Below are 24,274 nucleotides of genomic sequence, written 5' to 3'. Positions count from 1 at the left end.
AAGATCGTCGCGAGCACGAACAGCGCGCTCATCCACAGGATGGCCGACTGGCTCGACAGGAAGTACTTGAGGAAGAACGCCGAATCGGCGCGCGCGAGATCGCCCTGGTAGATCTGGATCGACAGCAGCGCCAGCACGGCGATCGACGCCATCATCAGCCGCGCGGGCTTCCAGCGCCAGCCGAGCGCGATGAGCGCCGGCACGGTGCCGATCATCACCGCCTTATCGTAGTAATCCATGTGCGCGTTGTAGTGCACGAGCGCATAGCCCGCGCCCACCACGAGCGCCAGTGCGAACAGCCAGTCGAGCAGCGACAGGCGCGCGAGGAACGGACGGTCGTCGAACAGCGGCGCCGTAACCGGAGCCTGGGCCGACGCCCGATGGGAAGAGGAAACTTGCGTGAGATCCATGATGTTACCGGGTGGAATTCTCGGAATCGGAACCGCCGCCGGCAGGCGGACGGGCCGTCGATGCCGCACCGGCCGGCGCGGCGTCGCGAGGTGCGGCGTGCAAGGCGGCACCGGCCGCGTCGCGCGTCTGCACGAACTCTTTCTCGAAATCGAAGGTCTTGCGGGCCGTGGACATTGCCATCACCACATCGACGCCCGAACCAGCGTCCTTCAACCAGAACCAGAGGCGCCGCTCGCGCACGTAGAACATCGAGAAGATGCCGGCGACCAGCAGCAGGCTGCCAAGATACACCAGATTCTTGCCGGGTGCGCGCGTCAACTGAAATACCGAAGCTTGCACCTGCTTGAATGAGTCAAGCTGCAAATAGACCGGTGATCCATACAAAAAGCTGTCGGATAGCGCATTGATCGCGTTCTGCACGAAGCGGATCGTGTCGGTGCCCTGCTGCGCCGCCGGCTCGCCCGCACGCTCGCGCGCGATCTGCCAGACCTCCCACATCGAGCCCTCGAGCATGCGCAGCAGCAGGCTCGCGGCCTTCTCCTGCTCGGCCTTCGGCACCGAGCGGTCGATGAACGTCGCCACGGCCTGGAAGCCACCGATCGGCTGGCCGTCGGCGCCACGGCCGACGCTGTCGTCGCCCGCCGCAAAAAGGGTCAGCACCTTCAACGCGCTGTCCTGCAGGCGGCTGCGCAGCGATGCGTCGGTGCCCGGCAGCGAACGCTGCGCGAAGCGTGCAGCGGCCTCGGCGCGCGCGGACGGATCCTCGAGCGCGGCACGCAGGTGCATCCATTCGCCGATCGAATCCTGGCTGTCGGCCGGAATCCGCATGTAGCGGAACGGGTCGTTCGGGCTCGCACGCACGCCGGCGAGGAACACGCGCTCGCCCTTCATGTCGACGGGCAGCATGTAGTTGTTGAATTCGCGCGCCTGGCCGTCCTTGCCGCGGATCTTGTACTGCACGGACGGGCCGATGTTGTGGAGCTGCGTCGGCTTCGACGTCTTCGCGCCGGAGCCGAGGCGTTCGTCGAACGCTTCCTTCAGCGAGCTCGTCGTCGCGACACCGCGCACGTCCGGCTTGCCGTTCGCGTCGGCCATGTTCTCGACGTTGATCGCACGGAAATCGGAGAACTCGATCGTGTCGCCGTCGTTGCCCGGCATCTGCAGCGGCGCCGAACTGCCGATCGTCCCCTTCACGGGGAAGGTCTTCGCGTTGCCGCCCGTCATCGGGTAGGCCGTCATCTGCATCTGCGAGCCGCCGTCCTGGAAGCTCGACTGGTAGATCGACACGCCCTTGTACGTGAACGGCTTGTTGACCTCGACGCGCGCCGGGATCTTCTGGCCGGTCTCGCGATCGATCACGACGATGTCGCTCGCGAACAGCTTCGGCATGCCCGTCGTGTAGTAGTCGACGATGAACTTGTTGAGCTGGATCGAGAACGGCAGGTCCTGGATCAGCGAGCCGCTCGGCTGGTTCAGGATCGCGGTCGACACGAACTGCCCCTCGGGCACCCACGCGTAGCCGCGGAACGTCGGGTTCGACGCGGACAGGCGATGGTCGGGTGAGATCTCGCTGATCGTCGCGCTCGTGTTGACCGGGCTCTTGCCGAACATCCACATCTGGAATTTGATCGGCAGGTTGCTGTCGAGCAGGCCGCCGATACAGATCACGACGATCGCGAGGTGCGCGGAGATGTAGCCCCACTTGGTCATCGCGCCGCGCTTCGCGGAGATCAGCGTCGCGCCGTCGTTTTCACGCACGATGTGCTTGTAGCCGGCCTTGGTGACGAACGTGGCGAGCGTCGCCGTGACGGTCGCGCGCGTGCCGGACGTCGTGTATTCGGCCTTGTGGTGGAACGCCCGCAGGCTGCCTTCGCGAACCTTGTCCTTCCAGCTCTTCGCATCGGCGAGCATCTTCGGCGCGTTGCGGATCACGCACAGCGAGATCGACACGACGAGGAAGATCAGGATCAGCATGAACCACCACGCGCTGTACACGTTGTACAGGCCGAGCGAGCGGAAGATGTCCGCCCAGAACGGCCCGAACTGGTTCACGTAGTTCGGATACGGATCGTCCTGGGTCAGGACCGTGCCGATGATGCTTGCAATCGACAGCACCACCAGCAGCGCAATCGCGAAGCGCATCGAGCTCAACAACTCGACCGCGCGCTTCGGTGCGCCCTGACCCGACTTCGACTGCAACCCCGACGTGGTAACGCTCATTCAAACTCCGACTCAGGGGAAACAGCCCCCAACGCTCACTTTGATTATTGCCCCGAAGGGGCGGTCAGCACGCTCGGGACGGCCGGCGCGCGCTGACAAAAAAGAAGGGCGAGGCAACCGCAACGATGCGGCGCCCCACCCTTTTCTTGTTCTGACTCCGGCCGCCCTTCGGGCGCCCGGTCATTCCGTTCGCGACTGACCGCTCAACGCAGGCCCGCGATGTAATCCGCGACGGCCTTGATCTCGTTGTCCGACAGCCGCGTTGCGATCTGATGCATCGCCTCGTTGTTGTTGCGCGCGCCGGCACCCTGCTGGAACGCGGTCAACTGCGCGACCGTGTAATCGGCCCATTGCCCCGACAGACGCGGGTACTGGACCGGGATCCCTTGCCCTGTCGGCCCGTGGCAGCTCGCGCAGGCGGGTACGCCCTTCTCCGCGATGCCGCCGCGATAGATCTTCTGGCCGATCGGCACGGTTGCCGCATCGCGTGCGGTGCCGAGCTTCGTCGTCTGCGACCCGTAGTACGCGGCGACGTTGCGCATGTCGTCCGCGCTCAGCGCGCTCGCGAATCCGACCATCACCGCGTTGTTCCGCACCGGCCCCTTCGCGCCCGGCTGCGTCTTGAAGTCGTTCAACTGCTTGACCAGATATTCGGGATGCTGGCCGGCAAGCTTCGGGAAACCGCCCGATGCGCTATTGCCGTCGGCGCCGTGACACGACGCACAGACCTGCCCGGCAATTGCCTTGCCACGGTCGAGATCCGGCTTTGCCGCATCCGCCGCGTTTGCCTCCGCTACGAAACCTACGAACCCTGCTGCAACCTGAAGCACCATCAGAGACTTGCACAGTCGATTCATTCGCACACCCTGTTTCGTCTTGTGGGAATTTGAGGTTCTGCAAAAAACGACGGCGTTCAGTCTACCGCAGAAGCTACATAAAAGCGCGAGGCAGGCGCCCGGTAGCCTTCGGTAAAACCGCCGTATTGTACAATATCGTGTTGAAAGCTCCCGCGCCTATCGGGGCTACCCCGCCTCCACCAAGCGGCTCGCGCCGCCCGTCCTTCCGGTTCCCATGGCCTTTCTGCTCCATCAAGCCCGCTTCTACACGACCGTCAACCATCTGCGCGACCTGCCGCCGACGGTCCAGCCGGAAATCGCGTTCGCGGGCCGCTCGAATGCCGGCAAGTCGACGGCGATCAACGTGCTGTGCAACCAGAAGCGGCTCGCCTTCGCGTCGAAGACGCCCGGCCGCACGCAGCATATCAACTACTTCTCCGTCGGCCCGGCCGCCGAGCCCGTCGCGAATCTCGTCGACCTGCCCGGCTACGGCTACGCGGAAGTGCCCGGCGCCGCCAAGGCGCACTGGGAAATGCTGCTGTCGTCCTATCTCGCGACCCGCTCGCAGCTCTGCGGCCTGATCCTGATGATGGATTCACGCCGTCCGCTGACCGATCTCGACCGCCGCATGATCGAGTGGTTCGTGCCGACCGGCAAGCCGATCCACACGCTGCTGACGAAGTGCGACAAATTGACGCGGCAGGAAAGCATCAACGCGCTGCGGACCACGCAAAAGGGGCTCGATGCGTATCGTGACCAGGGTGTTCAGGGCAAGCTGACGGTTCAGCTGTTCTCGGCGATGAAGCGCATTGGGCTCGACGAGGCGCACGAATTGATCGAAAGCTGGGTGCGGCCGTCCGTCGCCGACGAAAAAAGCGAGCCTGTAGCACAATGATCGGGCAACGCGCGGCCGGGATCGGCGGCGCGCACCTGACGGCGCCTGCGGTTTCGGCCGGCTCATAAAAAAACCCGCCGTTGAACGGCGGGTCAAACAGCCTAATCGAAAAACGACAGGCACCCGCTCAGGGAGGAGAAGCGGGGAGCTGCACGCGACGCGTGCCGCTCGATCGCTATCATATACCAACGCTCCCGAAAATGACCTAAGGGTTCCGTAAGGTCTTACTGCCCTGATTTCTACCCAATCGCCATGAGCTTCCATCCGCTTCATCGTCCGCGCCGGATGCGCCGCGACGACTTCTCCCGGCGCCTGATGCGCGAAAACCGCCTGACCACCGACGATCTGATCTATCCGGTCTTCGTCGTCGAAGGCACCAACGAACGGCAGCCGGTGCCGTCGATGCCCGGCGTCGAACGCGTGTCGGTCGATCTGTTGATGCACGCCGCCGAGCAGTGCGTCGAACTGGGCGTGCCCGTGCTGTCGCTGTTCCCGGCCATCGAGCCATCGGTGAAAACGCCTGACGGCCGCGAGGCGGCCAATCCGGAAGGCCTGATCCCGCGCGCGGTGCGCGAGCTGAAGAAGCGCTTCCCCGAACTCGGCGTGCTGACCGACGTCGCACTCGACCCGTACACGAGCCATGGCCAAGACGGCGTGCTCGACGAAAACGGCTACGTGATCAACGACGACACGATCGAGATCCTGATCGACCAGGCGCGCGCGCAGGCGGAAGCCGGCGTCGACATCGTCGCCCCGTCGGACATGATGGACGGCCGCATCGGCGCGATCCGCGAAATGCTGGAAAGCGACGGCCATATCCACACGCGAATCATGGCCTATTCAGCCAAGTTCGCGTCGGCGTTCTACGGCCCGTTCCGCGACGCGGTCGGCTCGGCATCCAATCTGGGCAAGGGCAACAAGATGACCTACCAGATGGATCCGGCGAACAGCGACGAAGCGCTGCGCGAAGTGCGCCTGGACATCGACGAAGGCGCCGACATGGTGATGGTCAAGCCCGGCATGCCGTACCTCGACATCGTGCGCCGCGTGAAGGACGAGTTCCGCTTCCCGACCTACGTGTACCAGGTGAGCGGTGAATACGCGATGCTCAAGGCCGCCGCGATGAACGGCTGGCTCGACCACGACAAGGTCGTGCTCGAATCGCTGCTCGCGTTCAAGCGTGCGGGCGCCGACGGCGTGCTCACGTACTTCGCACTCGACGCCGCGCGTCTGCTGAAAGCGCAACGCTAAGCGCCTGCCGGCAGGCGGAAAGAAAAACGGCGGGACACTTCGGTGTCCCGCCGTTTTTTTTTGCTGTCGATCGCAGCCGTATGCCTTGTCGATCGTCAGCTCATGCCACGCAAGCGCGCCGGTTCGCCACCCGCACGCTCGCGACCCGCATGGTCATACCGTCGGGACCGCAGCCCGGTCGAGACTGCGCAGGAACGTCTCGGCCGCCTGATAGCCGACTACGCGCCCGATCTCGTTGCCGCTTCTATCGAAGAAGATGATGCCCGGCGGTCCGAACAGGTTGAAACGCTTCAGCAGCGCCTGGTCGTCCGGGTTGTTCGCGGTGACATCCGCGCGCACGAGATGAAGCTGCGCGAGCCGCGCCTGCACGCGCGCGTCGGTAAACGTCAGATGCTCCATTTCCTTGCAGCTCACGCACCAGTCGGCGTAGAAATCGAGCATTACGGGCTGGCCCGACGTCTTCAGCAGCGTGTCGAGTTCGCCACTCGAGCGCACCGATGCGAACGCGGGCCCATCCTGCGCGGCGGCGGCTGCGCCTGCCGCCGTCGTGCCGCCCGACGCAGCCGTGCGTGCCGCCAGCACCGCCAACGGCTTGACCGGATCGGTCGATCCCGCGGCCAGGCCGACGAGCAGCGTGGCCGCCCAGATCGCGAGCGCAGCGCCCACGCCACGGCCGAGGCGACGCCAGATGGACGTGGTGCCGGCATTCGGCGTGAACAGCCCGAGTGCCGCGGCCGCGATCAGCAGCCACAACGCAGCGAGCACCATCTTCAGGCCACCGGCCAGCACCGGCCATACGATCCACAGCGCGGCTGCGAGCAGCACGATGCCGAAGAACACCTTCACGCCGTCCATCCATGCGCCGGCGCGCGGCAGTACCGTCCCGGCGCCGACGCCGACGACCAGCAGCGGCACGCCCAGCCCCAGCCCCATCGCGAACAGTGCAGCGCCGCCGAGCAGCGCATTGCCCGTGTGCGCGATGAAGGCGAGCACCGCGAACAGCGGCGCTGTCATGCATGCGCCGACGACCAGCGCGGACAGCGCGCCCATCGCCGCGACCGCAACGAAATGGCCGCCCTGGCGCGCGCTCGATACCTCCGCAGCGCCGTTCTGCCAGCGCGCGGGCAGCGCAATGTCCTTGCCCGAGATCAGCGAGACGGCAAACGCGGTCAACAGCACGCCGAACGCGCCGAGCACCCACGGGTTCTGCAGCCACGCGCCGAGGCTCTGGCCGACCAGCGCCGCGGCAATGCCGAGCACCGTGTAGACCAGCGCCATGCCGACCACATAGGTCATCGACAGCGCGAAACCGCGCGCATGCGTCGCGCGCGTGCCCTGGCCGATGATGATCGCCGACACGATCGGAATCATCGGATACGAACACGGCAGGAGGCTCAGCACGACGCCCGCGACGAAATACAGCGCGACGATCGTGAAGAAGCCATGCCCTTCGAGCAGCGACTGCGCGAAATCGGCGCTCGTGACCTTGTCGAACCAGCTGTCCGCGGCAGCCGCATCGCCGGACGACGGCGACGACGACGAAGCGGCGCCCAGCGCGGCGCCATCGACCTTCACGACGTGCTCGGCCGGCGGATAGCAGATGCCCTCGTCCGCGCACCCCTGCGACGTCACCGCGAGCTCGAACGGTCCCGACGCCTGCTTGACGGGCACGTGCACGACGACTTCGTCACGGTAGGTCTCGACGTTCTTCTGGAACGTCTGGTCGAACTTCACGTGGCCGGCCGGGAATTGCGGATCGCCGAGCGTCGCCTGCCCGCCCTTCACCGCGAACGCGAACCGCTCACGGTACAGGTAATACCCGGTGGCGACCTTGAAGCGGACATCCACCTGTCCCGGCGATTCGCTTGCACTGAACTTGAATGCAACCGACGGATCGAGGAAATCGTCGGCCGCGCGCGCGACCGACAGGCCGCCCAGCACGAGCATGAACGACAACAGGACTGCGAGAAATCGCAGCGCGCGCACGCGCACGGGAAGCGCCATACCGTTAAACATGAAATAGACGTTGAGTTTCGCTGGTCACCCACTGGCCGTACGCGGCCGATGCCGTCGTCTGCCACGAGACGATTTCGGGTGTCTCGTAAGGATGATGCGCGAGAATAAATCGCTCCAGTTCGAGCGCCCGCACGGGGCTCGTCTTGAACAGCAACTGGATCTCGTCGGCCGTTTCGACCTTGCCCTGCCAGTGGTAGCGCGACCTGATCGCGCCGAGCTCCGACACGCACGCGGCAAGCCGCGCATCGAGCGCACCGTCTGAAAGCGTCTTGGCGATCTCGGCATCGGGCACCGTCGTCAGCATCAGCACCACTATCATCCGCGCCCTCCTGGCTGGTCTATCGGCTCCCGCCGACGCGAATTGCCCACCTGGGGCGCGCGCCGGCTGCCCCGTATCGTAGCGCAGCCCGCGCAACGCTGCCGGCGCCGCCCTGCGACAATCGATCGCAGCCGGCGCCGGAAAAACAAAAAGGGCCAAGCAATTGCTCGGCCCCTTTCAGATACTGCTGCGTACCGGAAGCTTACTCAGCTTCTTGCACGTTTTCCGTTTCGTCGACTTCCGGACGATCGAGCAGCTCGACCAGTGCCATCGGTGCGTTGTCGCCCACGCGGAAGCCGAACTTCAGCACGCGCAGGTAGCCGCCCGGACGGTTCGCGAAACGCGGACCGAGCACGTCGAACAGCTTCGCCACCGAGTCACGATCGCGCAGGCGGTTGAACGCCAGGCGACGGTTTGCCAGCGACGGCTTCTTGCCGAGCGTGATCAGCGGCTCGACGACTTTACGGAGTTCCTTCGCCTTCGGCAGCGTCGTCTTGATGACTTCGTGCTCGATCAGCGAGTTGGACATGTTACGGAGCATAGCCAGACGGTGGCTGCTCGTGCGGTTCAGTTTCCGCAGACCATGACGATGGCGCATTTCAGTTTCCTTGATTCAAAGTTTTGATCCAGCTCTTCTATCGCACCTCGATGGGTGCACGGGCCGGTAACGAAAAAAAGCAAGATGCGGATTTTAAAGGAAAATCCGCATCTTTGCCAACTACAGTAACAACCGGGCTTACTTGTCGAGACCAGCCGGCGGCCAGTTTTCGAGCTTCATGCCCAGCGTGAGACCGCGCGAAGCGAGCACTTCCTTGATCTCGTTGAGCGACTTGCGACCGAGGTTCGGCGTCTTCAGCAGCTCGTTTTCCGTGCGCTGGATCAGGTCGCCGATGTAGTAGATGTTCTCGGCCTTCAGGCAGTTCGCCGAACGAACCGTCAGCTCGAGATCGTCCACCGGACGCAGCAGGATCGGATCGATCTGCGGTGCACGCGACGGCGCTTCGGCTGCCGTTTCCGTGCCTTCCAGCGCCGCGAACACGGACAGCTGGTCGACCAGGATGCGGGCCGATTGACGGATCGCTTCTTCCGGCGTGATCACACCGCTCGTCTCGATGTTCATCACGAGCTTGTCGAGATCGGTACGCTGCTCGACACGTGCGCTTTCGACAGCGTAGCTCACGCGGCGAACCGGCGAGAACGATGCGTCGAGGACGATGCGGCCGATGATCTTGGCCGTGTCTTCGCCGTAGCGACGAACGTTGCCGGGCACATAGCCGCGACCCTTTTCGATCTTGATCTGAACGTCGAGCTTGCCGCCCTTCGACAGGTGCGCAATCACGTGATTCGGATTGATGACTTCGCAGTCGTGAGCCAGCTCGATATCGCCGGCCGTGACAACGCCTTCACCTTCCTTGCGCAGCGTAACCGTCACTTCGTCACGGTTATGCAGCTTGAACACCACGCCCTTCAGGTTCAGCAGCAGGTTGACGACGTCTTCCTGCACGCCATCCAGCGTCGAGTACTCGTGCACCACGCCTGCGATCGTCACTTCGGTCGGCGCGTAGCCAACCATCGACGACAGCAGCACGCGGCGAAGCGCATTGCCCAAGGTATGGCCGTAACCGCGTTCGAACGGTTCCATGACCACCCTCGCGTGGTTCTCGCCCAGCGATTCCACGGCGATGATCTTGGGTTTCAGCAAACTGGTTTGCATGGGCTTTCCTTTTCAATACCCTCGGCTCGTTACACCGATAAGGCTGACCGGTAACAACCAGAAAATAAACAGCCGAGGCCCCTCCTTGCGCAACGCAATCGGGGTACCTCGGCCGTCAATCGGATTAACGCGAATACAATTCGACGATCAGGCTTTCGTTGATGTCGCCTGCGATTTCAGCGCGTTCCGGCATTTGCTTGAACGTGCCTTCGAACTTCTTCGCATCGACTGCAACCCAGCTCGGCATGCCGCCTTGCTCGGCCAGCGACAGCGCTTCAACGATACGCGCTTGCTTCTTCGCCTTTTCGCGGATCGCAACGATGTCGCCTGCCTTCACTTGCTGCGACGGGACGTTCGCGACGACGCCGTTCACGGTGATCGACTTGTGGCTCACCAGCTGACGCGCTTCAGCGCGGGTCGAGCCGAAGCCCATGCGATACACGACGTTGTCGAGACGCGATTCGAGCAGTTGCAGCAGGTTTTCACCCGTGTTGCCCTTGCGGCGGTCGGCTTCAGCGAAGTAGCGGCGGAACTGACGCTCCAGCACGCCGTAGATACGCTTGACCTTCTGCTTTTCGCGCAGCTGCGTACCGTAGTCGGACGTACGTGCGCCCGAGGTACGGCCGTGCTGACCCGGCTTGCTGTCGAGCTTGCACTTGTCGGCGAGCGAGCGGCGTGCGCTCTTCAGGAACAGGTCGGTGCCTTCACGGCGGGACAGCTTGGCCTTCGGGCCGATATAACGTGCCACTTTGCATTCCTCTATCAATCAGTCACGCAGATCTGAATCCGCGCTAGTTCGCGCCCTTTGGGGCGAACGGTGGGCTTAGTCAATCAAAAAAGCAACGCCCGTCGACGCTGAGCGGCGACAGGCAATGTGCTAGCACGAACGTGCCAGCACACCTTTAGATACGACGACGCTTCGGCGGACGGCAGCCGTTGTGCGGAATCGGGGTGACGTCCGAAATCGCGGTGATCTTGATGCCGAGGCCGTGCAGTGCGCGCACTGCCGACTCACGACCCGGGCCCGGGCCCTTGATCCGCACTTCCAGATTCTTCACGCCGTATTCCATCGCGACGCGGCCAGCCGACTCGGCTGCAACCTGAGCAGCGAACGGCGTCGATTTGCGCGAGCCCTTGAAGCCCTGACCGCCCGACGTCGCCCATGCCAGTGCGTTGCCTTGGCGATCGGTGATCGTGATGATCGTGTTGTTGAACGACGCGTGAACGTGAACCACGCCTTCAGCGACGTTCTTCTTAACCTTCTTGCGAACGCGTTGCGCCGCGGTGTTCGAAGCCTTAGCCATTACGTTTTCCTGTAACTGTCAGTTCCGCTTACTTCTTCAGCGCTTGCGCTGCACGACGCGGACCCTTGCGAGTACGTGCGTTCGTACGCGTACGCTGACCGCGCATCGGCAGGCCCTTGCGATGACGAACACCACGGTAGCAACCGAGGTCCATCAGGCGCTTGATGTTCATCGTCACTTCACGGCGCAGATCGCCTTCGACGACAAACTTGCCCACTTCTTCACGCAGCTTTTCCAAGTCTGCGTCGGTCAAGTCCTTGACCTTCTTCGAAAAATCGACGCCAGCTGCCACGCAGATGCTGCGCGAACGGGTGCGGCCGACACCAAAGATTGCCGTCAGGCCGATCTCGGTGTGCTGGTGATTCGGGATGTTAACCCCTGCGATACGAGCCATTGTTTTTCCTCAAACAAAAAGCGCAAACAAACGCGCGGTCAGCCTTGGCGCTGCTTGTGGCGCGGATCCGAGCTGCAGATCACGCGAACGACGCCTTTGCGCTTGATGATCTTGCAATTGCGGCAAATGCGCTTAACCGATGCCATCACTTTCATGATAATACCCTTTTTTCAAATCACTTCGCCCGGAACACGATCCGCGCACGAGACAGATCGTAAGGCGTCAATTCAACCGTCACCTTGTCGCCAGGCAGGATGCGGATGTAGTGCATCCGCATCTTCCCGGAAATATGCCCCAATACGACATGGCCGTTTTCCAGCTTCACACGGAAGGTCGCATTCGGGAGGTTTTCAATCACCTCACCCTGCATCTGGATTACATCGTCTTTGGCCATAGTCCTTTCAACGCATCGGGATGTTGCCGCCCTTGAAGTTCGCCTTCTTGAGCAGTGACTCATACTGTTGCGACATAACGTACGACTGCACCTGCGCCATAAAGTCCATCGTGACGACGACAATGATCAGCAGCGACGTTCCACCAAAATAAAACGGCACGTTCCAGCGCAGCACCAGGAACTCCGGCAGCAGACACACGAAGACGATGTAGATCGCACCGGCCAGCGTCAGACGCGTGAGGATGCGGTCGATATATCGTGCGGTCTGATCGCCCGGACGAATGCCCGGAACAAACGCGCCGCTCTTCTTCAGGTTGTCTGCGGTTTCCCTGCTGTTGAACACCAGTGCGGTGTAGAAGAAGCAGAAAAACACGATCGCCAGCGTGTACAGCAACACATAGACCGGCTGGCCCGGCTTCAGCGCTTCCGCCACGTTATGCAACGTATTGGAAATCCAGCTTCCCGTCGGCTGACCGGTACTGAACCAGCCGAGAATCGTTGCCGGGAACAGAATGATCGACGATGCGAAGATCGGCGGAATCACACCCGACATGTTCAGCTTCAGCGGCAGATGCGACGACTGCCCACCGTAGATCTTGTTGCCGACCTGGCGCTTCGCGTAGTTCACGAGGATCTTGCGCTGACCGCGTTCGATGAACACGACCAGGTAAGTCACCGCGGCAATCAGAACGACGATGATGATCGCCGAAATGATGCTCATCGAACCCGTACGCACCAGCTCGAACAACCCACCGACGGCATTCGGGAACCCTGCTGCGATCCCGCCGAAGATGATGATCGAGATCCCGTTGCCCAGACCACGCTCGGTAATCTGCTCGCCGAGCCACATCAGGAACATCGTGCCCGTCACCAGCGTCACGACCGTCGTCAGACGGAACAGCATGCCGGGGTCGGTGACGAGGCCCGGCTGGTTTTCCAGCGCAGCCGCGATACCGAACGCCTGGAAGGTCGCGAGCACCACGGTGAAATACCGCGTGTACTGCGTGATCTTCCGTTGCCCTGCCTGCCCTTCCTTCTTCAGCGCCTCGAGCTGCGGCGAGACAATCGCCAGCAACTGCATGATGATCGACGCCGAGATGTACGGCATGATCCCCAGCGCAAAGATCGTGAAGCGGGAAAGCGCGCCACCCGAGAACATGTTGAACATGCCCAGGATGCCGCCCGCCTGGCTTTGGAACAGCTTCGCCAGTTGATCCGGATCGATGCCCGGCACGGGAATGTGCGCGCCGATGCGATAGACGATCAGCGCCAGGAGCAAGAACATTGCTCGCCGGCGCAGATCGCCGAATTTCGCCGTGCTTCGACCGGGTTTTGCAAGACTCGGGCTGTTAGCCAAGTACCTTCTCCGATGAATGCAAGTGACGACGCGCTACGCGTGTCACTCGGCGAACGAACCGCCAGCCGCTTCGATCGCAGCGCGCGCACCCTTGGTGGCACCGAGACCCTTCACGACGATCTTGCGCTTCAGTTCGCCCGTCGCGATGATCTTTGCGCTCTTCGTCAGCTCACCGACCAGGCCGGCTTGCTTCAGTGCGAGCAGATCGATCTCGTCGACCGGCAGCTTCTCGAGGTCGCCCAGGCGCACTTCACCGACGAATTCCTTCGTCAGCGACGTGAAGCCGCGCTTCGGCAGACGACGTTGCAGCGGCATCTGACCGCCTTCGAAACCGACTTTGTGGAAGCCGCCCGAACGCGATTTCTGACCCTTGTGACCACGGCCAGCCGTCTTGCCGAGGCCCGAACCGATGCCACGGCCGACGCGACGCTTGGCGTGCTTGGCGCCAGCTGCCGGCTTCAGGTTATTCAATTCCATATCAACTCCTTGATCCGTAGGGCCGCTTACGCGATGACCTTAACGAGGTACGAGACCTTGTTGATCATGCCGCGGACCGCCGGCGTGTCCTGAAGCTCGCTGACCGAGTTGAGTCGGCGCAGGCCCAGGCCACGCACGGTCGCGCGGTGCGATTCGCGGGTCCCGATCAGGCTCTTAACGAGCTGAACCTTGACAGTTTTTTCAGACATGGTGACCACCCGGGCTTAGCCCAAAATTTCTTCGACGGACTTGCCGCGCTTCGCCGCGATGTCTGCCGGGGTGGACTGCTTGCGCAGACCGTCCAGCGTGGCGCGAACGAGGTTGTACGGGTTCGTCGAACCGTGGCTCTTCGCCACAACGTTCTGAACGCCCATCACGTCGAACACTGCGCGCATCGGGCCGCCGGCGATCACGCCCGTACCTGCCTTCGCCGGAGCGAGGAGGACAGCGGATGCGCCATGCTTGCCGTGCACTTCGTGTTGCAGCGTGCCGTTCTTGAGCGGCACCTTGAACATGTTGCGACGAGCTTGTTCCATTGCCTTCTGGACAGCGACCGGCACTTCCTTCGCCTTGCCCTTGCCCATACCGATGCGGCCATCACCGTCGCCAACCACGGTCAGTGCGGCGAAGCCGAGAATACGGCCACCCTTCACGACCTTGGTCACGCGATTGACCGAAATCATCTTTTCACGAAGGCCGTCGTCGCGCTCGTCAGCCTGAACTTTCGCTTGCATCTTTGCCATGACGAATTCCTTCCTTAGAACTTGAGCCCAGCTTCGCGAGCTGCCTCAGCCAGCGCCTTGACGCGGCCGTGGTAGCGGAAGCCCGAGCGGTCGAAGGCGACGGATTCGATGCCGGCAGCCTTTGCCTTTTCGGCAATACGCTTGCCGATCAGCGTCGCAGCATTGACGTTGCCGCCCTTGCCCGACTTGTCGGCCAGTTCTGCGCGCACTTCTGCTTCGAGCGTCGACGCGCTGGCGAGCACCTTGGTGCCGCACGGCGAGAACACTTGAGCGTAGATGTGCGTATTCGTGCGATGCACGGCGAGACGCGCGACCTGCAGCTCAGCGATCTTGATACGCGTCTGGCGAGCGCGGCGCAGGCGAGATTGAGTCTTATCCATGATTGCGCACCCTTACTTCTTCTTCGTTTCTTTGAGGATCACAACCTCGTCGGAATAGCGCACGCCCTTGCCCTTGTACGGCTCCGGCGGACGGTAACCGCGGACTTCCGCAGCTACTTGACCGACTTGTTGCTTGTTGATCCCCTTGATCACGATTTCGGTTTGCGTCGGGGTTTCTGCCTTGACGCCTTCCGGCATCTGGTGCACCACCGGGTGCGAGAAACCCAGCGACAGGTTCAGCTTGTCGCCTTGCGCTTGTGCACGATAACCGACGCCAACCAGCGTCAGCTTGCGCTCGAAACCCTTGGTCACGCCGTGCACGGCATTCGCGATAATCGCGCGCATCGTGCCCGACAGTGCATTTGCTTCGCGGCTTTCGTCCACCGGCGACAGGTTCAGCGTGCCGTCGTTGTTCGCCACGTTCACGAGCGGATTGATCGCTTGCGTGATGGTGCCCAGCGGGCCCTTGACGGTGATCGCACCGTCGGCCAGCTTGACTTCCGCGCCTTGCAGCGCGATCGGGCTCTTACCTACTCGAGACATGTTTCTCTCTCCTCGGCTTTAAGCGACGTAGCAGATGACTTCGCCGCCGACGCCGGTAGCGCGCGCCTTGCGGTCGGTCATCACGCCCTTCGGCGTCGACACGATTGCCACACCGAGGCCATTCATGACCTGCGGAATGTCGTTACGGCCACGGTACACGCGCAGGCCAGGCTTCGACACGCGTTCGATGCGTTCGATGACCGGACGGCCGGCGTAGTACTTCAGCGCGATATTCAGTTCGGACTTCGCACCTTCCGCCTTCACGGCGAAATCGTCGATATAGCCTTCGTCTTTCAGGACTTGCGCGATTGCAACCTTGACTTTCGACGAGGGCATCGACACCGATACCTTCTCGACCATCTGCCCATTGCGGATGCGAGTCAGCATATCGGCGATAGGATCACTCATGCTCATTTACGTTTCTCCTATTACCAGCTCGCCTTGGTCAGGCCAGGAATCTCGCCACGGAATGCGATTTCACGAATCTTGTTACGCGCGAGGCCGAATTTACGGAACGTGCCACGCGGACGGCCCGTGATCGCGCAGCGGTTACGCTGGCGGGTCGGGTTTGCGTTGCGGGGCAGTTGCTGCAGCTCAAGGCGTGCTTCGTAGCGCTCTTCTTCCGACTTGCTTTGGTCTTCGACGATCGCCTTCAGCGCATCGCGCTTTGCTGCGAACTTCGCGACCAGGCGGGCGCGCTTCTTTTCACGTTCGATCAGTGCCAGTTTAGCCACGGTAACCTCAGTTTCTGAACGGGAACTTGAAGCTGGCGAGCAGAGCCTTTGCTTCGTCGTCGGTCTTCGCAGTCGTCGTGATGCTGATGTTCAGCCCACGCAGTGCGTCGATCTTGTCGTAGTCGATTTCGGGGAAAATGATCTGCTCTTTCACACCGATGTTGTAGTTGCCACGGCCATCGAAAGCACGACCCGACACGCCGCGGAAGTCACGCACGCGGGGCAGGGCAACCGTCACGAAACGGTCGAGGAATTCGTACATTGCTTGGCCACGCAGCGTCACCATCGCGCCGATCGGGTAGCCCTGGCGGATCTTGAAGCCTGCGATTGCCTTGCGTGCCTTCGTCACGACCGGCTTCTGACCAGCGATCTTCGTGAGGTCGCCAACGGCGTTCTCGATGATCTTCTTGTCAGCGATCGCTTCGCCAAGACCCATGTTCAGCGTGATCTTGGTGATGCGCGGCACTTCCATGACCGACTTGTAACCGAACTTCTCGATCAGGCCGGGCACAACCTTTTCTTTGTAAAACTCTTGAAAACGAGCCATTTTTTACTCCGCTGCGTCAGGCGCTCAGTACAGCACCGGTCGTCTTCAGGAAGCGAACCTTCTTGCCTTCCTCGACCTTGATGCCAACACGCGACGCCTTGCCATTCGCGTCGACCAGTGCGACGTTCGAAATATGCAGGGGCATCGTCTTCGCTTCCACGCCGCCAGTCGTACCCTTCATCGGGTTCGGCTTCACATGCTTCTTGACGAGGTTGATACCTTCAACCGTCACATGCTCTGCACCGACAGCCAGCACGACGCCGCGCTTGCCCTTGTCCTTGCCAGTGACGACGATGACTTCGTCACCTTTGCGAATCTTGTTCATCGCGACTCCTTACAGCACTTCCGGCGCCAGCGAAACGATCTTCATGAATCGTTCGCTACGCAGCTCACGCGTGACCGGCCCGAAGATACGGGTGCCGATCGGCTCGAGCTTGTTATTCAAAAGCACAGCGGCGTTGCCGTCGAACTTGATCAGCGAGCCGTCTTGACGGCGCACGCCCTTGGCGGTGCGGACCACCACGGCGTTGTAAATTTCGCCTTTCTTCACGCGCCCGCGCGGCGTTGCCTCTTTGACGCTCACCTTGATGATGTCGCCAATGCCGGCATAACGACGCTTCGAGCCGCCGAGCACCTTGATGCACAGGACTTCACGTGCACCCGTGTTGTCGGCTACTTCGAGCCGAGATTCGGTCTGGATCATGGTTTGTCTTTCCCAACTTAATCCGGATGCACCACCATGATGCATTCGGTCAGTCTTGGTCCCGTCAGCCAATCGGCTGCTTGGGTTGGAACAGCAGCGACGGCAAACGAAACCCGCCATCGCAATTCGGTGAATCTTTCGGACAGGCAGGCGCCAGTCCGCTTCCCCCACCAACTTCGCCCGCGACGGGGCTCCCATAAAGAGGGAAGACCAGGATTATAACAAATAATCCTGGTCACGCAAGCAAATACTTTGCGATTTCAAGCACTTCGCGGAGAAGTGCCCGTTACTGCCTACTGCGCTGCCCGCTTAGATGACGCGAGCTGCTTCGACGAGGCGCGACACCGTCCAGGCCTTCGTCTTCGAAACAGGACGAGTTTCCTGGATTTCGACGAGATCGCCTTCGTTGTAGGTGTTCGCTTCATCGTGCGCGTGGTACTTCTTCGAACGCACGACATACTTGCCGTAGATCGGGTGCTTGACGCGGTGCTCGATCAGCACGGTGACGGTCTTGTCCATCTTGTTGCTGACGACCCGACCGACCAGCGTCCGCTTCAGCGAGGTTTTCACGCTATCGTTCATTTCTGGTTCGCCTTCTGAGTCATGACGGTCCGCACACGTGCGATGTCGCGACGAACCTTCTTCAGCTGGCTCGTGTTCGTGAGCTGCTGGGTCGCGAGTTGCATGCGCAGGCCGAATTGCGCCTTCAGCAGGTCCGCCAGCTCCTTGTTGAGCGCGGCCTGGTCTTTCTGGAGAAGTTCGGAAGCCTTCATATTTTCTCCTTAGGCGCCGAGCTGGCGCACGATGAACGCCGTCTTCAGCGGCAGCTTGGCTGCAGCCAGACGGAACGCTTCGCGTGCCAGTTCTTCGGTTACGCCGTCCATTTCATAGAGCATCTTGCCCGGCTGAATCTCGGCGACGTAGTACTCAGGGTTACCCTTACCGTTACCCATACGCACTTCGGCCGGCTTCTGCGAAATCGGCTTGTCCGGGAAGATCCGGATCCAGATGCGGCCGCCACGCTTGATGTGACGCGTCATTGCACGACGCGCCGCTTCAATCTGGCGTGCGGTCAAACGACCGCGACCGATAGCCTTCAGACCGAATTCACCGAACGACACTGCGTTGCCGCGCGTCGCCTTGCCGGTGTTACGACCTTTCTGCTCTTTACGATACTTTCTGCGTTTCGGTTGCAGCATCGTTATTCTCCAGTCTTGCCGTCTTCGGGCTTGCCGGCGCCGCGGCGCGGTGCGCCACGACGAGCACCCGGAGCGCCGCCTTCGCCGTCACGGCGCGGACGACGGTCGCCCGGACGCGCATTGCGACGCGGACGCTTGTCTTCGGCTACTTCTTCCACCACCGGTGCGTCGTTGCGGCCGAGCGTATCGCCCTTGTAGACCCACACCTTGACACCGATGATCCCGTAAGTCGTCTTCGCTTCCGAAGTCGCGTAGTCGATATCAGCACGCAGCGTGTGAAGGGGCACGCGACCTTCGCGATACCACTCCGTACGAGCGATTTCGATACCGTTCAGACGGCCCGCGCTCATGATCTTGATGCCTTGGGCACCCAGACGCATCGCGTTCTGCATCGCACGCTTCATCGCGCGACGGAACATGATCCGGCGCTCGAGCTGTTGCGTGATCGAGTCAGCGATCAGCTGAGCATCGGTTTCCGGCTTGCGGATTTCTTCGATGTTGACGTGAACCGGCACGCCCATGCGGCGTTGCAGTTCCGTCTTCAGCTGTTCGATATCCTCGCCCTTCTTGCCGATGACCACGCCCGGACGCGAGCTGTAAATCGTGATGCGCGCGTTCTTCGCCGGACGCTCGATGACGACCCGACCGACCGAAGCGTTCTTCAGCTTCTTCTTCAGGTATTCACGAACACCGATGTCTTCCTGCAGCATCGCCGCGAAATTGTTGTTGTTCGCGTACCAACGCGAAGCCCAATTGCGGCTGACAGCCAGGCGGAAGCCAGTCGGATGAATTTTCTGTCCCATCGTATGGCTCCTTAATTCCCGACCGTCACAGTGATGTGACAGGATTGCTTCTCGATGCGGTTACCGCGGCCCTTGGCGCGCGCGGTGAAACGCTTGAGCGATGCAGCCTTGTCGACGTAGATGCTCTTGATCTTGAGCTCGTCGATATCAGCGCCTTCGTTGTGCTCCGCATTCGCGATTGCCGACAGCACAACCTTCTTCACGATGCCAGCCGCCTTCTTCGGCGAGAACGTCAGAACGTTCAGCGCCTTGTCGACCGGCAAACCGCGGATCTGGTCAGCCACAAGGCGCGTTTTCTGCGCCGAGATGCGGGCACCGCGATGAATTGCTTTCACTTCCATCTTGATTGCCCCTTATTTCTTGGCCTTCTTGTCGGCTGCGTGACCCTTGAACGTACGGGTCAGTGCGAACTCGCCAAGCTTGTGGCCGACCATGTTTTCCGAGATGTACACCGGAACGTGTTGACGGCCGTTGTGAACAGCGATCGTCAGGCCGATGAAATCCGGCAGAATCGTCGAGCGACGCGACCAGGTCTTGATCGGCTTTTTGTCGCGCGAAGCTGCAGCCGCCTCAACTTTCTTCAGCAAATGGGCGTCGCAGAACGGACCTTTTTTAACAGAACGTGCCATTGCCTACTCCTTAACGCTTGTGACGGCGCTGGACGATCATCGTCGTCGTGCGCTTGTTGCTGCGGGTGCGGTAACCCTTAGCCGGCGTACCCCACGGGCTCACCGGGTCGCGACCTGCAGCCGTCTTGCCCTCACCACCACCGTGCGGGTGATCAACCGGGTTCATCGCAACGCCACGCACCGTCGGGCGGATACCGCGCCAGCGGTTCGCGCCAGCCTTGCCGATCTGGCGCAGGCTATGCTCTTCGTTGCCGACTTCACCGATCGTTGCACGGCACTCGATGTGCACGCGGCGGATTTCGCCCGAACGCAGACGAACCTGCGCGTAGACGCCTTCACGTGCCAGCAGCATGGCCGACGTGCCAGCCGAACGCGCCATTTGCGCGCCCTTGCCCGGCAGCATCTCGATGCAGTGGATCGTCGTACCGACCGGAATGTTGCGGATCGGCAGCGTGTTGCCTGCACGGATCGGCGCTTCCGAACCCGACATCAGCTGTTGGCCGACGGTCAGGCCCTTCGGGGCGATGATGTAGCGACGTTCGCCGTCTGCGTAGAGCACCAGCGCGATGTTCGCGCTACGGTTCGGGTCGTACTCGAGACGCTCGACCTTTGCCGGAATGCCATCCTTCGTGCGACGGAAATCGACGATACGGTAGTGCTGCTTGTGACCACCACCCTTGTGACGCGTGGTGATACGACCGTTGTTGTTACGGCCGGCGGTCGAGCTCTGCGAGTCGAGCAGTGCCGCGAACGGCTTGCCCTGGTGCAGGTTCTTGTTGACCACCTTGACCATCGCGCGGCGACCCGGCGATGTCGGCTTAACTTTAACGATTGCCATGATTACTTGGCCTCCGCTTCAAAGTTGATTTCCTGGCCGGGCTTCAGGCAAACGTACGCCTTCTTCACGTCCTTGCGGCGGCCCATCGAACGGCCAAAGCGCTTTTGCTTGCCCTTCTGAACCAGCACGTTGACGGAATCAACTTCAACCTTGAACAGCAGCTCGACAGCCGCCTTCACTTCCTGCTTCGTGGCATCCGGTGCGACTTCGAACACGACTTGCTCGTTCTTGTCGGCAACCAGCGTCGCCTTTTCCGAGATCACCGGTGCGAGCAGGACCTGCATCAAACGATGATCGTTCTTGCGAATCTCGCTCATGACAGCAACTCCTCGATCTGGGCGACCGCAGCCTTCGTGACCAGCACTTTCTTGAAGTAGATCAGCGAGAGCGGGTCAGCGTAGCGCGGCTCGACAATTGCCACGTGCGGCAGGTTGCGCGATGCCAGGTACAGGTTTTCGTCAACCGTGTCGGTGATGATCAGCACGGAGTCGAGACCCATGGTCTTGAATTTTTCGGCCAGCAGCTTGGTCTTCGGCGCTTCGAGGATGATGTCCTCGACGACCGACAGACGGCCTTCACGGGCCAGCTGCGAGAAGATCGAGCAGAGACCTGCGCGATGCATCTTCTTGTTGACCTTGTGCGAGAAGTTTTCTTCCGGCGAATTCGGGAAGATACGACCACCGCCACGCCACAACGGGCTCGACGACATACCGGCACGAGCGCGGCCCGTACCCTTCTGGCGCCACGGCTTCTTCGTCGTGTGCTTGACTTGCTCACGGTCCTTCTGTGCGCGGTTACCTTGGCGAGCATTCGCCTGGTAAGCGACGACGACCTGGTGGATCAGCGCTTCGTTGTAGTCACGACCGAACACGACGTCCGATGCGTTGACCACTGCACCTTCCTGACCATTTTCGTTCAGGAGCTTGAGTTCCATTATTTCGCCCCCTTGGTCTTGACGGCCGGCGTCACGAAGACCTTGCCGCCCTTCGCGCCCGGAATCGCACCCTTCACGAGCAGCAGCTTGCGCTCTGCATCGATACGAGCGATTTCGAGGTTCTGCACCGTCACCGTCACGTCACCCATGTGACCCGTCATGCGTTTACCCGGGAAAACACGACCCGGATCCTGCGCCATACCGATCGAGCCCGGCACGTTGTGCGAGCGCGAGTTACCGTGCGTAGCACGGCCGGAGGAGAAGTTGTAACGCTTGATCGTACCGGCGTAGCCCTTACCGATCGACACGCCTTGCACGTCGACCTTCTGGCCCACTTCGAAAAGATCGGCACCGACCACGGCGCCATTCGACAGCTCAGCTGCCTTGGCCGCGTCAATGCGGAATTCCTTGAGGATTTCACCGGCTTCGACACCGGCTTTGGCGAGATGACCTGCCAGCGGCTTCGTCACGCGCGAGGCACGACGGGAGCCGAATGCAACCTGCACGGCCGTGTAGCCGTCGGTTTCAACAGTCTTGATCTGCGTCACGCGGTTGTCCGACACGTCCAGCACGGTGACGGGAATCGAATCCCCTTCCGCCGTGAAGATACGGGTCATGCCAACCTTGCGACCTACGAGTCCAAGGCTCATCATTTTCTCCATTCCCGACTGCGATTGGTCGGGGCTGATTTACAAAATGCCGGGCACGCAAGGCCCAACTTTTTTACACGAATACGCGAAAAGCCAAGCAGTATAGCCCGACTTCTCGATTTCCGCAAGCAATACAAAGACTTAGCGCCGCCCGGCATGCCGATCGGCGCTGGAAGCCTTACTGCAGCTTGATTTCCACGTCGACGCCAGCCGGCAGGTCGAGCTTCATCAGCGCGTCAACCGTCTTGTCGGTCGGATCGACGATGTCCATCAGGCGCTGGTGGGTACGGATTTCGAGCTGATCGCGCGACGTCTTGTTGACGTGCGGCGAACGCAGGATGTCAAAACGCTGAATGCGCGTCGGCAGCGGCACCGGGCCACGGACGATTGCGCCAGTCCGCTTCGCGGTATCGACGATTTCGGCAGCCGATTGATCGATCAGACGATAGTCGAAAGCCTTCAGGCGAATGCGGATTTTCTGTTGCTGCATGACGATTCCTTGGAAAGAGCGAGGCGATGTTGCATCGCCGGACACTAAAAGAACGTGAAACATGACGCCTGCGGGGAGCGAGACATCAGGTTCCGGACGGTACTTCCACTGCTAAGCCCGCGATTCTACACGAAATTCTGGAGCGATGGTGCGAGTTTCTCGCCCCGCGCCTCGGCGTGACGGAAAAACAAAACCGGGTGCCAGCGCAAGCTGGACACCCGGTTTCGACGGTACGGACTGCATACCGCGGAATCGCGGACCCCGTCGGGATCCGCGGATCGTCGATATTACTCGATGATCTTGGCGACGACGCCGGCGCCGACCGTACGGCCGCCTTCGCGGATTGCGAAGCGCAGACCTTCTTCCATCGCGATCGGTGCAATCAGCTTCACCGTGATCGACACGTTGTCGCCCGGCATCACCATTTCCTTGTCCTTCGGCAGCTCGATCGAGCCCGTCACGTCCGTCGTACGGAAGTAGAACTGCGGACGGTAGTTGTTGAAGAACGGCGTGTGACGGCCGCCTTCGTCCTTGCTCAGCACGTACACTTCAGCCGTGAAGTGCGTGTGCGGCGTGATCGAACCCGGCTTCGCCAGAACCTGGCCACGCTCCACGTCTTCACGCTTCGTGCCGCGCAGCAGGATACCAACGTTGTCGCCTGCTTGACCTTGGTCCAGCAGCTTGCGGAACATTTCAACGCCCGTGCAGGTCGTCTTCACCGTCGGCTTGATACCGACGATTTCGATTTCTTCGCCGACCTTCACGATGCCGCGCTCAACGCGACCCGTCACAACCGTACCACGGCCCGAGATCGAGAACACATCTTCCACCGGCATCAGGAACGCGCCGTCAACTGCACGCTCCGGCGTCGGGATGTACGTGTCCAGCGCGTCGGCCAGGCTCATGATCGCCACTTCGCCCAGCTCGCCCGTGTCGCCTTCCAGCGCCAGCTTCGCCGAACCCTTCACGATCGGCGTGTCGTCGCCCGGGAAGTCGTACTTCGACAGGAGTTCGCGAACTTCCATCTCGACCAGCTCGAGCAGTTCAGCGTCGTCCACCATGTCGCACTTGTTCAGGAACACGATGATGTACGGAACGCCAACCTGACGCGCCAGCAGGATGTGCTCACGCGTTTGCGGCATCGGGCCGTCTGCTGCCGAGCAAACCAGGATCGCGCCGTCCATCTGCGCTGCGCCCGTGATCATGTTCTTCACATAGTCAGCGTGGCCCGGGCAGTCGACGTGTGCGTAGTGGCGGTTAGCCGTTTCGTACTCGACGTGCGCGGTGTTGATCGTGATGCCGCGTGCCTTTTCTTCCGGTGCCGCGTCGATCTGGTCGTATGCCTTCGCTTCGCCGCCGAACTTCTTCGTCAGAACCGTCGTGATCGCTGCCGTCAGCGTCGTCTTGCCGTGGTCAACGTGACCAATCGTACCAACGTTCACGTGCGGCTTGGTCCGCTCGAATTTACCTTTTGCCATGATTCTCTTCTTTCA

The 24,274-nt window shown here is 61.4% G+C and carries 36 protein-coding genes and 1 pseudogene; 2 read left to right on the top strand and 35 right to left on the bottom strand.

The genetic code is table 11. From position 1 onward, the window contains the following. The 3 genes and pseudogenes from F3J15_RS26450 to F3J15_RS26440 form a co-directional block, all read right to left on the bottom strand. Positions 1 to 410 (bottom strand): annotated as a pseudogene (locus F3J15_RS26450) (c-type cytochrome biogenesis protein CcsB); the annotation flags it as partial. A 4-nt stretch (positions 411 to 414) separates the two neighbouring features. Next, positions 415 to 2,631 carry a cytochrome c biogenesis protein ResB gene (locus F3J15_RS26445; protein WP_089444804.1) on the bottom strand — a complete coding sequence of 739 codons (2,217 nt, stop codon included), beginning with the start codon at positions 2,629 to 2,631 and terminating at the stop codon, positions 415 to 417. Between the two features lie 203 nt (positions 2,632 to 2,834). Then, positions 2,835 to 3,488 (bottom strand): c-type cytochrome, encoded by a 654-nt coding sequence (locus F3J15_RS26440; RefSeq protein WP_166894943.1) that lies wholly within the window; start codon positions 3,486 to 3,488, stop codon positions 2,835 to 2,837. Between the two features lie 214 nt (positions 3,489 to 3,702). On the opposite strand from F3J15_RS26440, the gene yihA reads away from it, so the two are divergent. Together yihA and hemB are read left to right on the top strand one after the other, a co-directional pair. Next, on the top strand, positions 3,703 to 4,362 hold the full coding sequence (gene yihA, locus F3J15_RS26435) for a ribosome biogenesis GTP-binding protein YihA/YsxC (protein WP_089444802.1): 660 nt from the start codon (positions 3,703 to 3,705) through the stop codon (positions 4,360 to 4,362). A 252-nt stretch (positions 4,363 to 4,614) separates the two neighbouring features. Further along, positions 4,615 to 5,613, top strand: coding sequence for a porphobilinogen synthase (hemB, locus tag F3J15_RS26430; protein ID WP_166894941.1), 999 nt, complete (start codon positions 4,615 to 4,617; stop codon positions 5,611 to 5,613). Between the two features lie 153 nt (positions 5,614 to 5,766). On the opposite strand, the gene dsbD is transcribed toward hemB, so the two are convergent. From dsbD to tuf, 32 genes are all read right to left on the bottom strand, one after another. Further along, on the bottom strand, positions 5,767 to 7,629 hold the full coding sequence (gene dsbD / locus F3J15_RS26425) for a protein-disulfide reductase DsbD (RefSeq protein WP_166894939.1): 1,863 nt from the start codon (positions 7,627 to 7,629) through the stop codon (positions 5,767 to 5,769). Beyond that, on the bottom strand, positions 7,622 to 7,948 hold the full coding sequence (cutA, locus tag F3J15_RS26420) for a divalent-cation tolerance protein CutA (protein WP_166894937.1): 327 nt from the start codon (positions 7,946 to 7,948) through the stop codon (positions 7,622 to 7,624). The genes dsbD and cutA overlap by 8 nt, the downstream gene beginning before the upstream one ends. A 202-nt stretch (positions 7,949 to 8,150) precedes the next feature. Further along, positions 8,151 to 8,546 carry a 50S ribosomal protein L17 gene (gene rplQ, locus F3J15_RS26415; RefSeq protein ID WP_006477175.1) on the bottom strand — a complete coding sequence of 132 codons (396 nt, stop codon included), beginning with the start codon at positions 8,544 to 8,546 and terminating at the stop codon, positions 8,151 to 8,153. A 138-nt stretch (positions 8,547 to 8,684) separates the two neighbouring features. After that, entirely contained in the window at positions 8,685 to 9,662 is a 978-nt protein-coding gene (rpoA, locus tag F3J15_RS26410) for a DNA-directed RNA polymerase subunit alpha (protein WP_006477176.1), read from the bottom strand. 124 nt (positions 9,663 to 9,786) lie between these two features. Further along, complete coding sequence (gene rpsD, locus F3J15_RS26405) at positions 9,787 to 10,410, bottom strand: 30S ribosomal protein S4 (protein ID WP_021161733.1); 624 nt, start codon at positions 10,408 to 10,410, stop codon at positions 9,787 to 9,789. A 154-nt stretch (positions 10,411 to 10,564) separates the two neighbouring features. Further along, a complete protein-coding gene (gene rpsK, locus F3J15_RS26400; RefSeq protein WP_004197937.1) occupies positions 10,565 to 10,966 on the bottom strand; it encodes a 30S ribosomal protein S11 in 402 nt (133 codons plus the stop codon). Between the two features lie 28 nt (positions 10,967 to 10,994). Beyond that, entirely contained in the window at positions 10,995 to 11,360 is a 366-nt protein-coding gene (gene rpsM / locus F3J15_RS26395; protein ID WP_006477178.1) for a 30S ribosomal protein S13, read from the bottom strand. A 38-nt stretch (positions 11,361 to 11,398) separates the two neighbouring features. Beyond that, the gene (rpmJ, locus tag F3J15_RS26390) at positions 11,399 to 11,515 is read right to left on the bottom strand and encodes a 50S ribosomal protein L36 (protein WP_004199844.1); all 117 of its coding nucleotides are present in this window, start codon (positions 11,513 to 11,515) and stop codon (positions 11,399 to 11,401) included. A 20-nt stretch (positions 11,516 to 11,535) separates the two neighbouring features. Next, a complete protein-coding gene (infA, locus tag F3J15_RS26385; RefSeq protein ID WP_004521905.1) occupies positions 11,536 to 11,754 on the bottom strand; it encodes a translation initiation factor IF-1 in 219 nt (72 codons plus the stop codon). 7 nt (positions 11,755 to 11,761) lie between these two features. After that, the gene (gene secY / locus F3J15_RS26380) at positions 11,762 to 13,111 is read right to left on the bottom strand and encodes a preprotein translocase subunit SecY (RefSeq protein WP_006482915.1); all 1,350 of its coding nucleotides are present in this window, start codon (positions 13,109 to 13,111) and stop codon (positions 11,762 to 11,764) included. Between the two features lie 42 nt (positions 13,112 to 13,153). After that, positions 13,154 to 13,588 carry a 50S ribosomal protein L15 gene (rplO, locus tag F3J15_RS26375; protein ID WP_006482880.1) on the bottom strand — a complete coding sequence of 145 codons (435 nt, stop codon included), beginning with the start codon at positions 13,586 to 13,588 and terminating at the stop codon, positions 13,154 to 13,156. Positions 13,589 to 13,614: 26 nt separating this feature from the next. After that, entirely contained in the window at positions 13,615 to 13,797 is a 183-nt protein-coding gene (gene rpmD, locus F3J15_RS26370) for a 50S ribosomal protein L30 (RefSeq protein WP_006400644.1), read from the bottom strand. Positions 13,798 to 13,812: 15 nt separating this feature from the next. Beyond that, complete coding sequence (gene rpsE, locus F3J15_RS26365; RefSeq protein ID WP_006482895.1) at positions 13,813 to 14,331, bottom strand: 30S ribosomal protein S5; 519 nt, start codon at positions 14,329 to 14,331, stop codon at positions 13,813 to 13,815. A gap of 14 nt (positions 14,332 to 14,345) precedes the next feature. Continuing rightward, positions 14,346 to 14,711 (bottom strand): 50S ribosomal protein L18, encoded by a 366-nt coding sequence (gene rplR, locus F3J15_RS26360; protein WP_006477183.1) that lies wholly within the window; start codon positions 14,709 to 14,711, stop codon positions 14,346 to 14,348. A 12-nt stretch (positions 14,712 to 14,723) separates the two neighbouring features. Beyond that, positions 14,724 to 15,254, bottom strand: coding sequence for a 50S ribosomal protein L6 (gene rplF, locus F3J15_RS26355; protein WP_006758786.1), 531 nt, complete (start codon positions 15,252 to 15,254; stop codon positions 14,724 to 14,726). A gap of 18 nt (positions 15,255 to 15,272) precedes the next feature. Beyond that, positions 15,273 to 15,668, bottom strand: a complete 396-nt coding sequence (gene rpsH / locus F3J15_RS26350) for a 30S ribosomal protein S8 (protein ID WP_011350677.1) — start codon at positions 15,666 to 15,668, stop codon at positions 15,273 to 15,275. Positions 15,669 to 15,682: 14 nt separating this feature from the next. Continuing rightward, entirely contained in the window at positions 15,683 to 15,988 is a 306-nt protein-coding gene (gene rpsN / locus F3J15_RS26345; protein WP_011350676.1) for a 30S ribosomal protein S14, read from the bottom strand. Between the two features lie 7 nt (positions 15,989 to 15,995). Continuing rightward, positions 15,996 to 16,535: a 50S ribosomal protein L5 gene (gene rplE / locus F3J15_RS26340; RefSeq protein ID WP_006477186.1), complete on the bottom strand. Its 540-nt coding sequence runs from the start codon at positions 16,533 to 16,535 to the stop codon at positions 15,996 to 15,998. 16 nt (positions 16,536 to 16,551) lie between these two features. Beyond that, on the bottom strand, positions 16,552 to 16,860 hold the full coding sequence (gene rplX / locus F3J15_RS26335) for a 50S ribosomal protein L24 (protein ID WP_006477187.1): 309 nt from the start codon (positions 16,858 to 16,860) through the stop codon (positions 16,552 to 16,554). 9 nt (positions 16,861 to 16,869) lie between these two features. Continuing rightward, positions 16,870 to 17,238 (bottom strand): 50S ribosomal protein L14, encoded by a 369-nt coding sequence (rplN, locus tag F3J15_RS26330; RefSeq protein WP_006482918.1) that lies wholly within the window; start codon positions 17,236 to 17,238, stop codon positions 16,870 to 16,872. 309 nt (positions 17,239 to 17,547) lie between these two features. Continuing rightward, positions 17,548 to 17,820 (bottom strand): 30S ribosomal protein S17, encoded by a 273-nt coding sequence (gene rpsQ / locus F3J15_RS26325; RefSeq protein ID WP_006477189.1) that lies wholly within the window; start codon positions 17,818 to 17,820, stop codon positions 17,548 to 17,550. Next, the gene (rpmC, locus tag F3J15_RS26320; protein WP_006400652.1) at positions 17,817 to 18,011 is read right to left on the bottom strand and encodes a 50S ribosomal protein L29; all 195 of its coding nucleotides are present in this window, start codon (positions 18,009 to 18,011) and stop codon (positions 17,817 to 17,819) included. Before rpmC ends, rpsQ begins: the two co-directional genes overlap by 4 nt. 9 nt (positions 18,012 to 18,020) lie before the next feature. Next, positions 18,021 to 18,437 carry a 50S ribosomal protein L16 gene (gene rplP / locus F3J15_RS26315; protein WP_006482873.1) on the bottom strand — a complete coding sequence of 139 codons (417 nt, stop codon included), beginning with the start codon at positions 18,435 to 18,437 and terminating at the stop codon, positions 18,021 to 18,023. Between the two features lie 2 nt (positions 18,438 to 18,439). Next, the gene (gene rpsC / locus F3J15_RS26310; protein WP_006482899.1) at positions 18,440 to 19,240 is read right to left on the bottom strand and encodes a 30S ribosomal protein S3; all 801 of its coding nucleotides are present in this window, start codon (positions 19,238 to 19,240) and stop codon (positions 18,440 to 18,442) included. Between the two features lie 11 nt (positions 19,241 to 19,251). Beyond that, positions 19,252 to 19,581: a 50S ribosomal protein L22 gene (rplV, locus tag F3J15_RS26305; protein WP_004199272.1), complete on the bottom strand. Its 330-nt coding sequence runs from the start codon at positions 19,579 to 19,581 to the stop codon at positions 19,252 to 19,254. A gap of 12 nt (positions 19,582 to 19,593) precedes the next feature. Next, complete coding sequence (gene rpsS / locus F3J15_RS26300) at positions 19,594 to 19,869, bottom strand: 30S ribosomal protein S19 (protein WP_004199273.1); 276 nt, start codon at positions 19,867 to 19,869, stop codon at positions 19,594 to 19,596. Between the two features lie 10 nt (positions 19,870 to 19,879). After that, the gene (rplB, locus tag F3J15_RS26295; protein ID WP_006482900.1) at positions 19,880 to 20,707 is read right to left on the bottom strand and encodes a 50S ribosomal protein L2; all 828 of its coding nucleotides are present in this window, start codon (positions 20,705 to 20,707) and stop codon (positions 19,880 to 19,882) included. Between the two features lie 2 nt (positions 20,708 to 20,709). Then, the gene (gene rplW / locus F3J15_RS26290) at positions 20,710 to 21,024 is read right to left on the bottom strand and encodes a 50S ribosomal protein L23 (RefSeq protein WP_004199275.1); all 315 of its coding nucleotides are present in this window, start codon (positions 21,022 to 21,024) and stop codon (positions 20,710 to 20,712) included. Next, positions 21,021 to 21,641, bottom strand: a complete 621-nt coding sequence (gene rplD / locus F3J15_RS26285) for a 50S ribosomal protein L4 (protein ID WP_011350675.1) — start codon at positions 21,639 to 21,641, stop codon at positions 21,021 to 21,023. The genes rplW and rplD overlap by 4 nt, the downstream gene beginning before the upstream one ends. After that, the gene (gene rplC / locus F3J15_RS26280) at positions 21,641 to 22,291 is read right to left on the bottom strand and encodes a 50S ribosomal protein L3 (protein WP_006482922.1); all 651 of its coding nucleotides are present in this window, start codon (positions 22,289 to 22,291) and stop codon (positions 21,641 to 21,643) included. Before rplC ends, rplD begins: the two co-directional genes overlap by 1 nt. Positions 22,292 to 22,469: 178 nt before the next feature. After that, a complete protein-coding gene (gene rpsJ, locus F3J15_RS26275; RefSeq protein WP_004199280.1) occupies positions 22,470 to 22,781 on the bottom strand; it encodes a 30S ribosomal protein S10 in 312 nt (103 codons plus the stop codon). A gap of 287 nt (positions 22,782 to 23,068) precedes the next feature. Then, on the bottom strand, positions 23,069 to 24,259 hold the full coding sequence (tuf, locus tag F3J15_RS26270) for an elongation factor Tu (protein ID WP_011350666.1): 1,191 nt from the start codon (positions 24,257 to 24,259) through the stop codon (positions 23,069 to 23,071). Between the last annotated feature and the right edge of the window lie 15 nt (positions 24,260 to 24,274).

Source organism: Burkholderia sp. Ap-955, assembly GCF_011753045.1.
GTDB classification, from domain to species: domain Bacteria; phylum Pseudomonadota; class Gammaproteobacteria; order Burkholderiales; family Burkholderiaceae; genus Burkholderia; species Burkholderia lata_D.
Note: the sequence above shows the minus strand (reverse complement) of the source record. Positions and strands in the feature narration are given on the sequence as shown.

What these genes read in the sequence shown, in the direction of transcription:
- F3J15_RS26445 (WP_089444804.1), bottom strand. Translation starts at nt 2,631, where the DNA reads ATGAGCGTTACCACGTCGGGGTTGCAGTCGAAGTCGGGTCAGGGCGCA.
- F3J15_RS26440 (WP_166894943.1), bottom strand. Translation starts at nt 3,488, where the DNA reads ATGAATCGACTGTGCAAGTCTCTGATGGTGCTTCAGGTTGCAGCAGGG.
- yihA (WP_089444802.1), top strand. Translation starts at nt 3,703, where the DNA reads ATGGCCTTTCTGCTCCATCAAGCCCGCTTCTACACGACCGTCAACCAT.
- hemB (WP_166894941.1), top strand. Translation starts at nt 4,615, where the DNA reads ATGAGCTTCCATCCGCTTCATCGTCCGCGCCGGATGCGCCGCGACGAC.
- dsbD (WP_166894939.1), bottom strand. Translation starts at nt 7,629, where the DNA reads ATGTTTAACGGTATGGCGCTTCCCGTGCGCGTGCGCGCGCTGCGATTT.
- cutA (WP_166894937.1), bottom strand. Translation starts at nt 7,948, where the DNA reads ATGATAGTGGTGCTGATGCTGACGACGGTGCCCGATGCCGAGATCGCC.
- rplQ (WP_006477175.1), bottom strand. Translation starts at nt 8,546, where the DNA reads ATGCGCCATCGTCATGGTCTGCGGAAACTGAACCGCACGAGCAGCCAC.
- rpoA (WP_006477176.1), bottom strand. Translation starts at nt 9,662, where the DNA reads ATGCAAACCAGTTTGCTGAAACCCAAGATCATCGCCGTGGAATCGCTG.
- rpsK (WP_004197937.1), bottom strand. Translation starts at nt 10,966, where the DNA reads ATGGCTAAGGCTTCGAACACCGCGGCGCAACGCGTTCGCAAGAAGGTT.
- rpsM (WP_006477178.1), bottom strand. Translation starts at nt 11,360, where the DNA reads ATGGCTCGTATCGCAGGGGTTAACATCCCGAATCACCAGCACACCGAG.
- rpmJ (WP_004199844.1), bottom strand. Translation starts at nt 11,515, where the DNA reads ATGAAAGTGATGGCATCGGTTAAGCGCATTTGCCGCAATTGCAAGATC.
- infA (WP_004521905.1), bottom strand. Translation starts at nt 11,754, where the DNA reads ATGGCCAAAGACGATGTAATCCAGATGCAGGGTGAGGTGATTGAAAAC.
- rplO (WP_006482880.1), bottom strand. Translation starts at nt 13,588, where the DNA reads ATGGAATTGAATAACCTGAAGCCGGCAGCTGGCGCCAAGCACGCCAAG.
- rpmD (WP_006400644.1), bottom strand. Translation starts at nt 13,797, where the DNA reads ATGTCTGAAAAAACTGTCAAGGTTCAGCTCGTTAAGAGCCTGATCGGG.
- rpsE (WP_006482895.1), bottom strand. Translation starts at nt 14,331, where the DNA reads ATGGCAAAGATGCAAGCGAAAGTTCAGGCTGACGAGCGCGACGACGGC.
- rplR (WP_006477183.1), bottom strand. Translation starts at nt 14,711, where the DNA reads ATGGATAAGACTCAATCTCGCCTGCGCCGCGCTCGCCAGACGCGTATC.
- rplF (WP_006758786.1), bottom strand. Translation starts at nt 15,254, where the DNA reads ATGTCTCGAGTAGGTAAGAGCCCGATCGCGCTGCAAGGCGCGGAAGTC.
- rpsH (WP_011350677.1), bottom strand. Translation starts at nt 15,668, where the DNA reads ATGAGCATGAGTGATCCTATCGCCGATATGCTGACTCGCATCCGCAAT.
- rplE (WP_006477186.1), bottom strand. Translation starts at nt 16,535, where the DNA reads ATGGCTCGTTTTCAAGAGTTTTACAAAGAAAAGGTTGTGCCCGGCCTG.
- rplX (WP_006477187.1), bottom strand. Translation starts at nt 16,860, where the DNA reads ATGAACAAGATTCGCAAAGGTGACGAAGTCATCGTCGTCACTGGCAAG.
- rplN (WP_006482918.1), bottom strand. Translation starts at nt 17,238, where the DNA reads ATGATCCAGACCGAATCTCGGCTCGAAGTAGCCGACAACACGGGTGCA.
- rpsQ (WP_006477189.1), bottom strand. Translation starts at nt 17,820, where the DNA reads ATGAACGATAGCGTGAAAACCTCGCTGAAGCGGACGCTGGTCGGTCGG.
- rpmC (WP_006400652.1), bottom strand. Translation starts at nt 18,011, where the DNA reads ATGAAGGCTTCCGAACTTCTCCAGAAAGACCAGGCCGCGCTCAACAAG.
- rplP (WP_006482873.1), bottom strand. Translation starts at nt 18,437, where the DNA reads ATGCTGCAACCGAAACGCAGAAAGTATCGTAAAGAGCAGAAAGGTCGT.
- rpsC (WP_006482899.1), bottom strand. Translation starts at nt 19,240, where the DNA reads ATGGGACAGAAAATTCATCCGACTGGCTTCCGCCTGGCTGTCAGCCGC.
- rplV (WP_004199272.1), bottom strand. Translation starts at nt 19,581, where the DNA reads ATGGAAGTGAAAGCAATTCATCGCGGTGCCCGCATCTCGGCGCAGAAA.
- rpsS (WP_004199273.1), bottom strand. Translation starts at nt 19,869, where the DNA reads ATGGCACGTTCTGTTAAAAAAGGTCCGTTCTGCGACGCCCATTTGCTG.
- rplB (WP_006482900.1), bottom strand. Translation starts at nt 20,707, where the DNA reads ATGGCAATCGTTAAAGTTAAGCCGACATCGCCGGGTCGCCGCGCGATG.
- rplW (WP_004199275.1), bottom strand. Translation starts at nt 21,024, where the DNA reads ATGAGCGAGATTCGCAAGAACGATCATCGTTTGATGCAGGTCCTGCTC.
- rplD (WP_011350675.1), bottom strand. Translation starts at nt 21,641, where the DNA reads ATGGAACTCAAGCTCCTGAACGAAAATGGTCAGGAAGGTGCAGTGGTC.
- rplC (WP_006482922.1), bottom strand. Translation starts at nt 22,291, where the DNA reads ATGAGCCTTGGACTCGTAGGTCGCAAGGTTGGCATGACCCGTATCTTC.
- rpsJ (WP_004199280.1), bottom strand. Translation starts at nt 22,781, where the DNA reads ATGCAGCAACAGAAAATCCGCATTCGCCTGAAGGCTTTCGACTATCGT.
- tuf (WP_011350666.1), bottom strand. Translation starts at nt 24,259, where the DNA reads ATGGCAAAAGGTAAATTCGAGCGGACCAAGCCGCACGTGAACGTTGGT.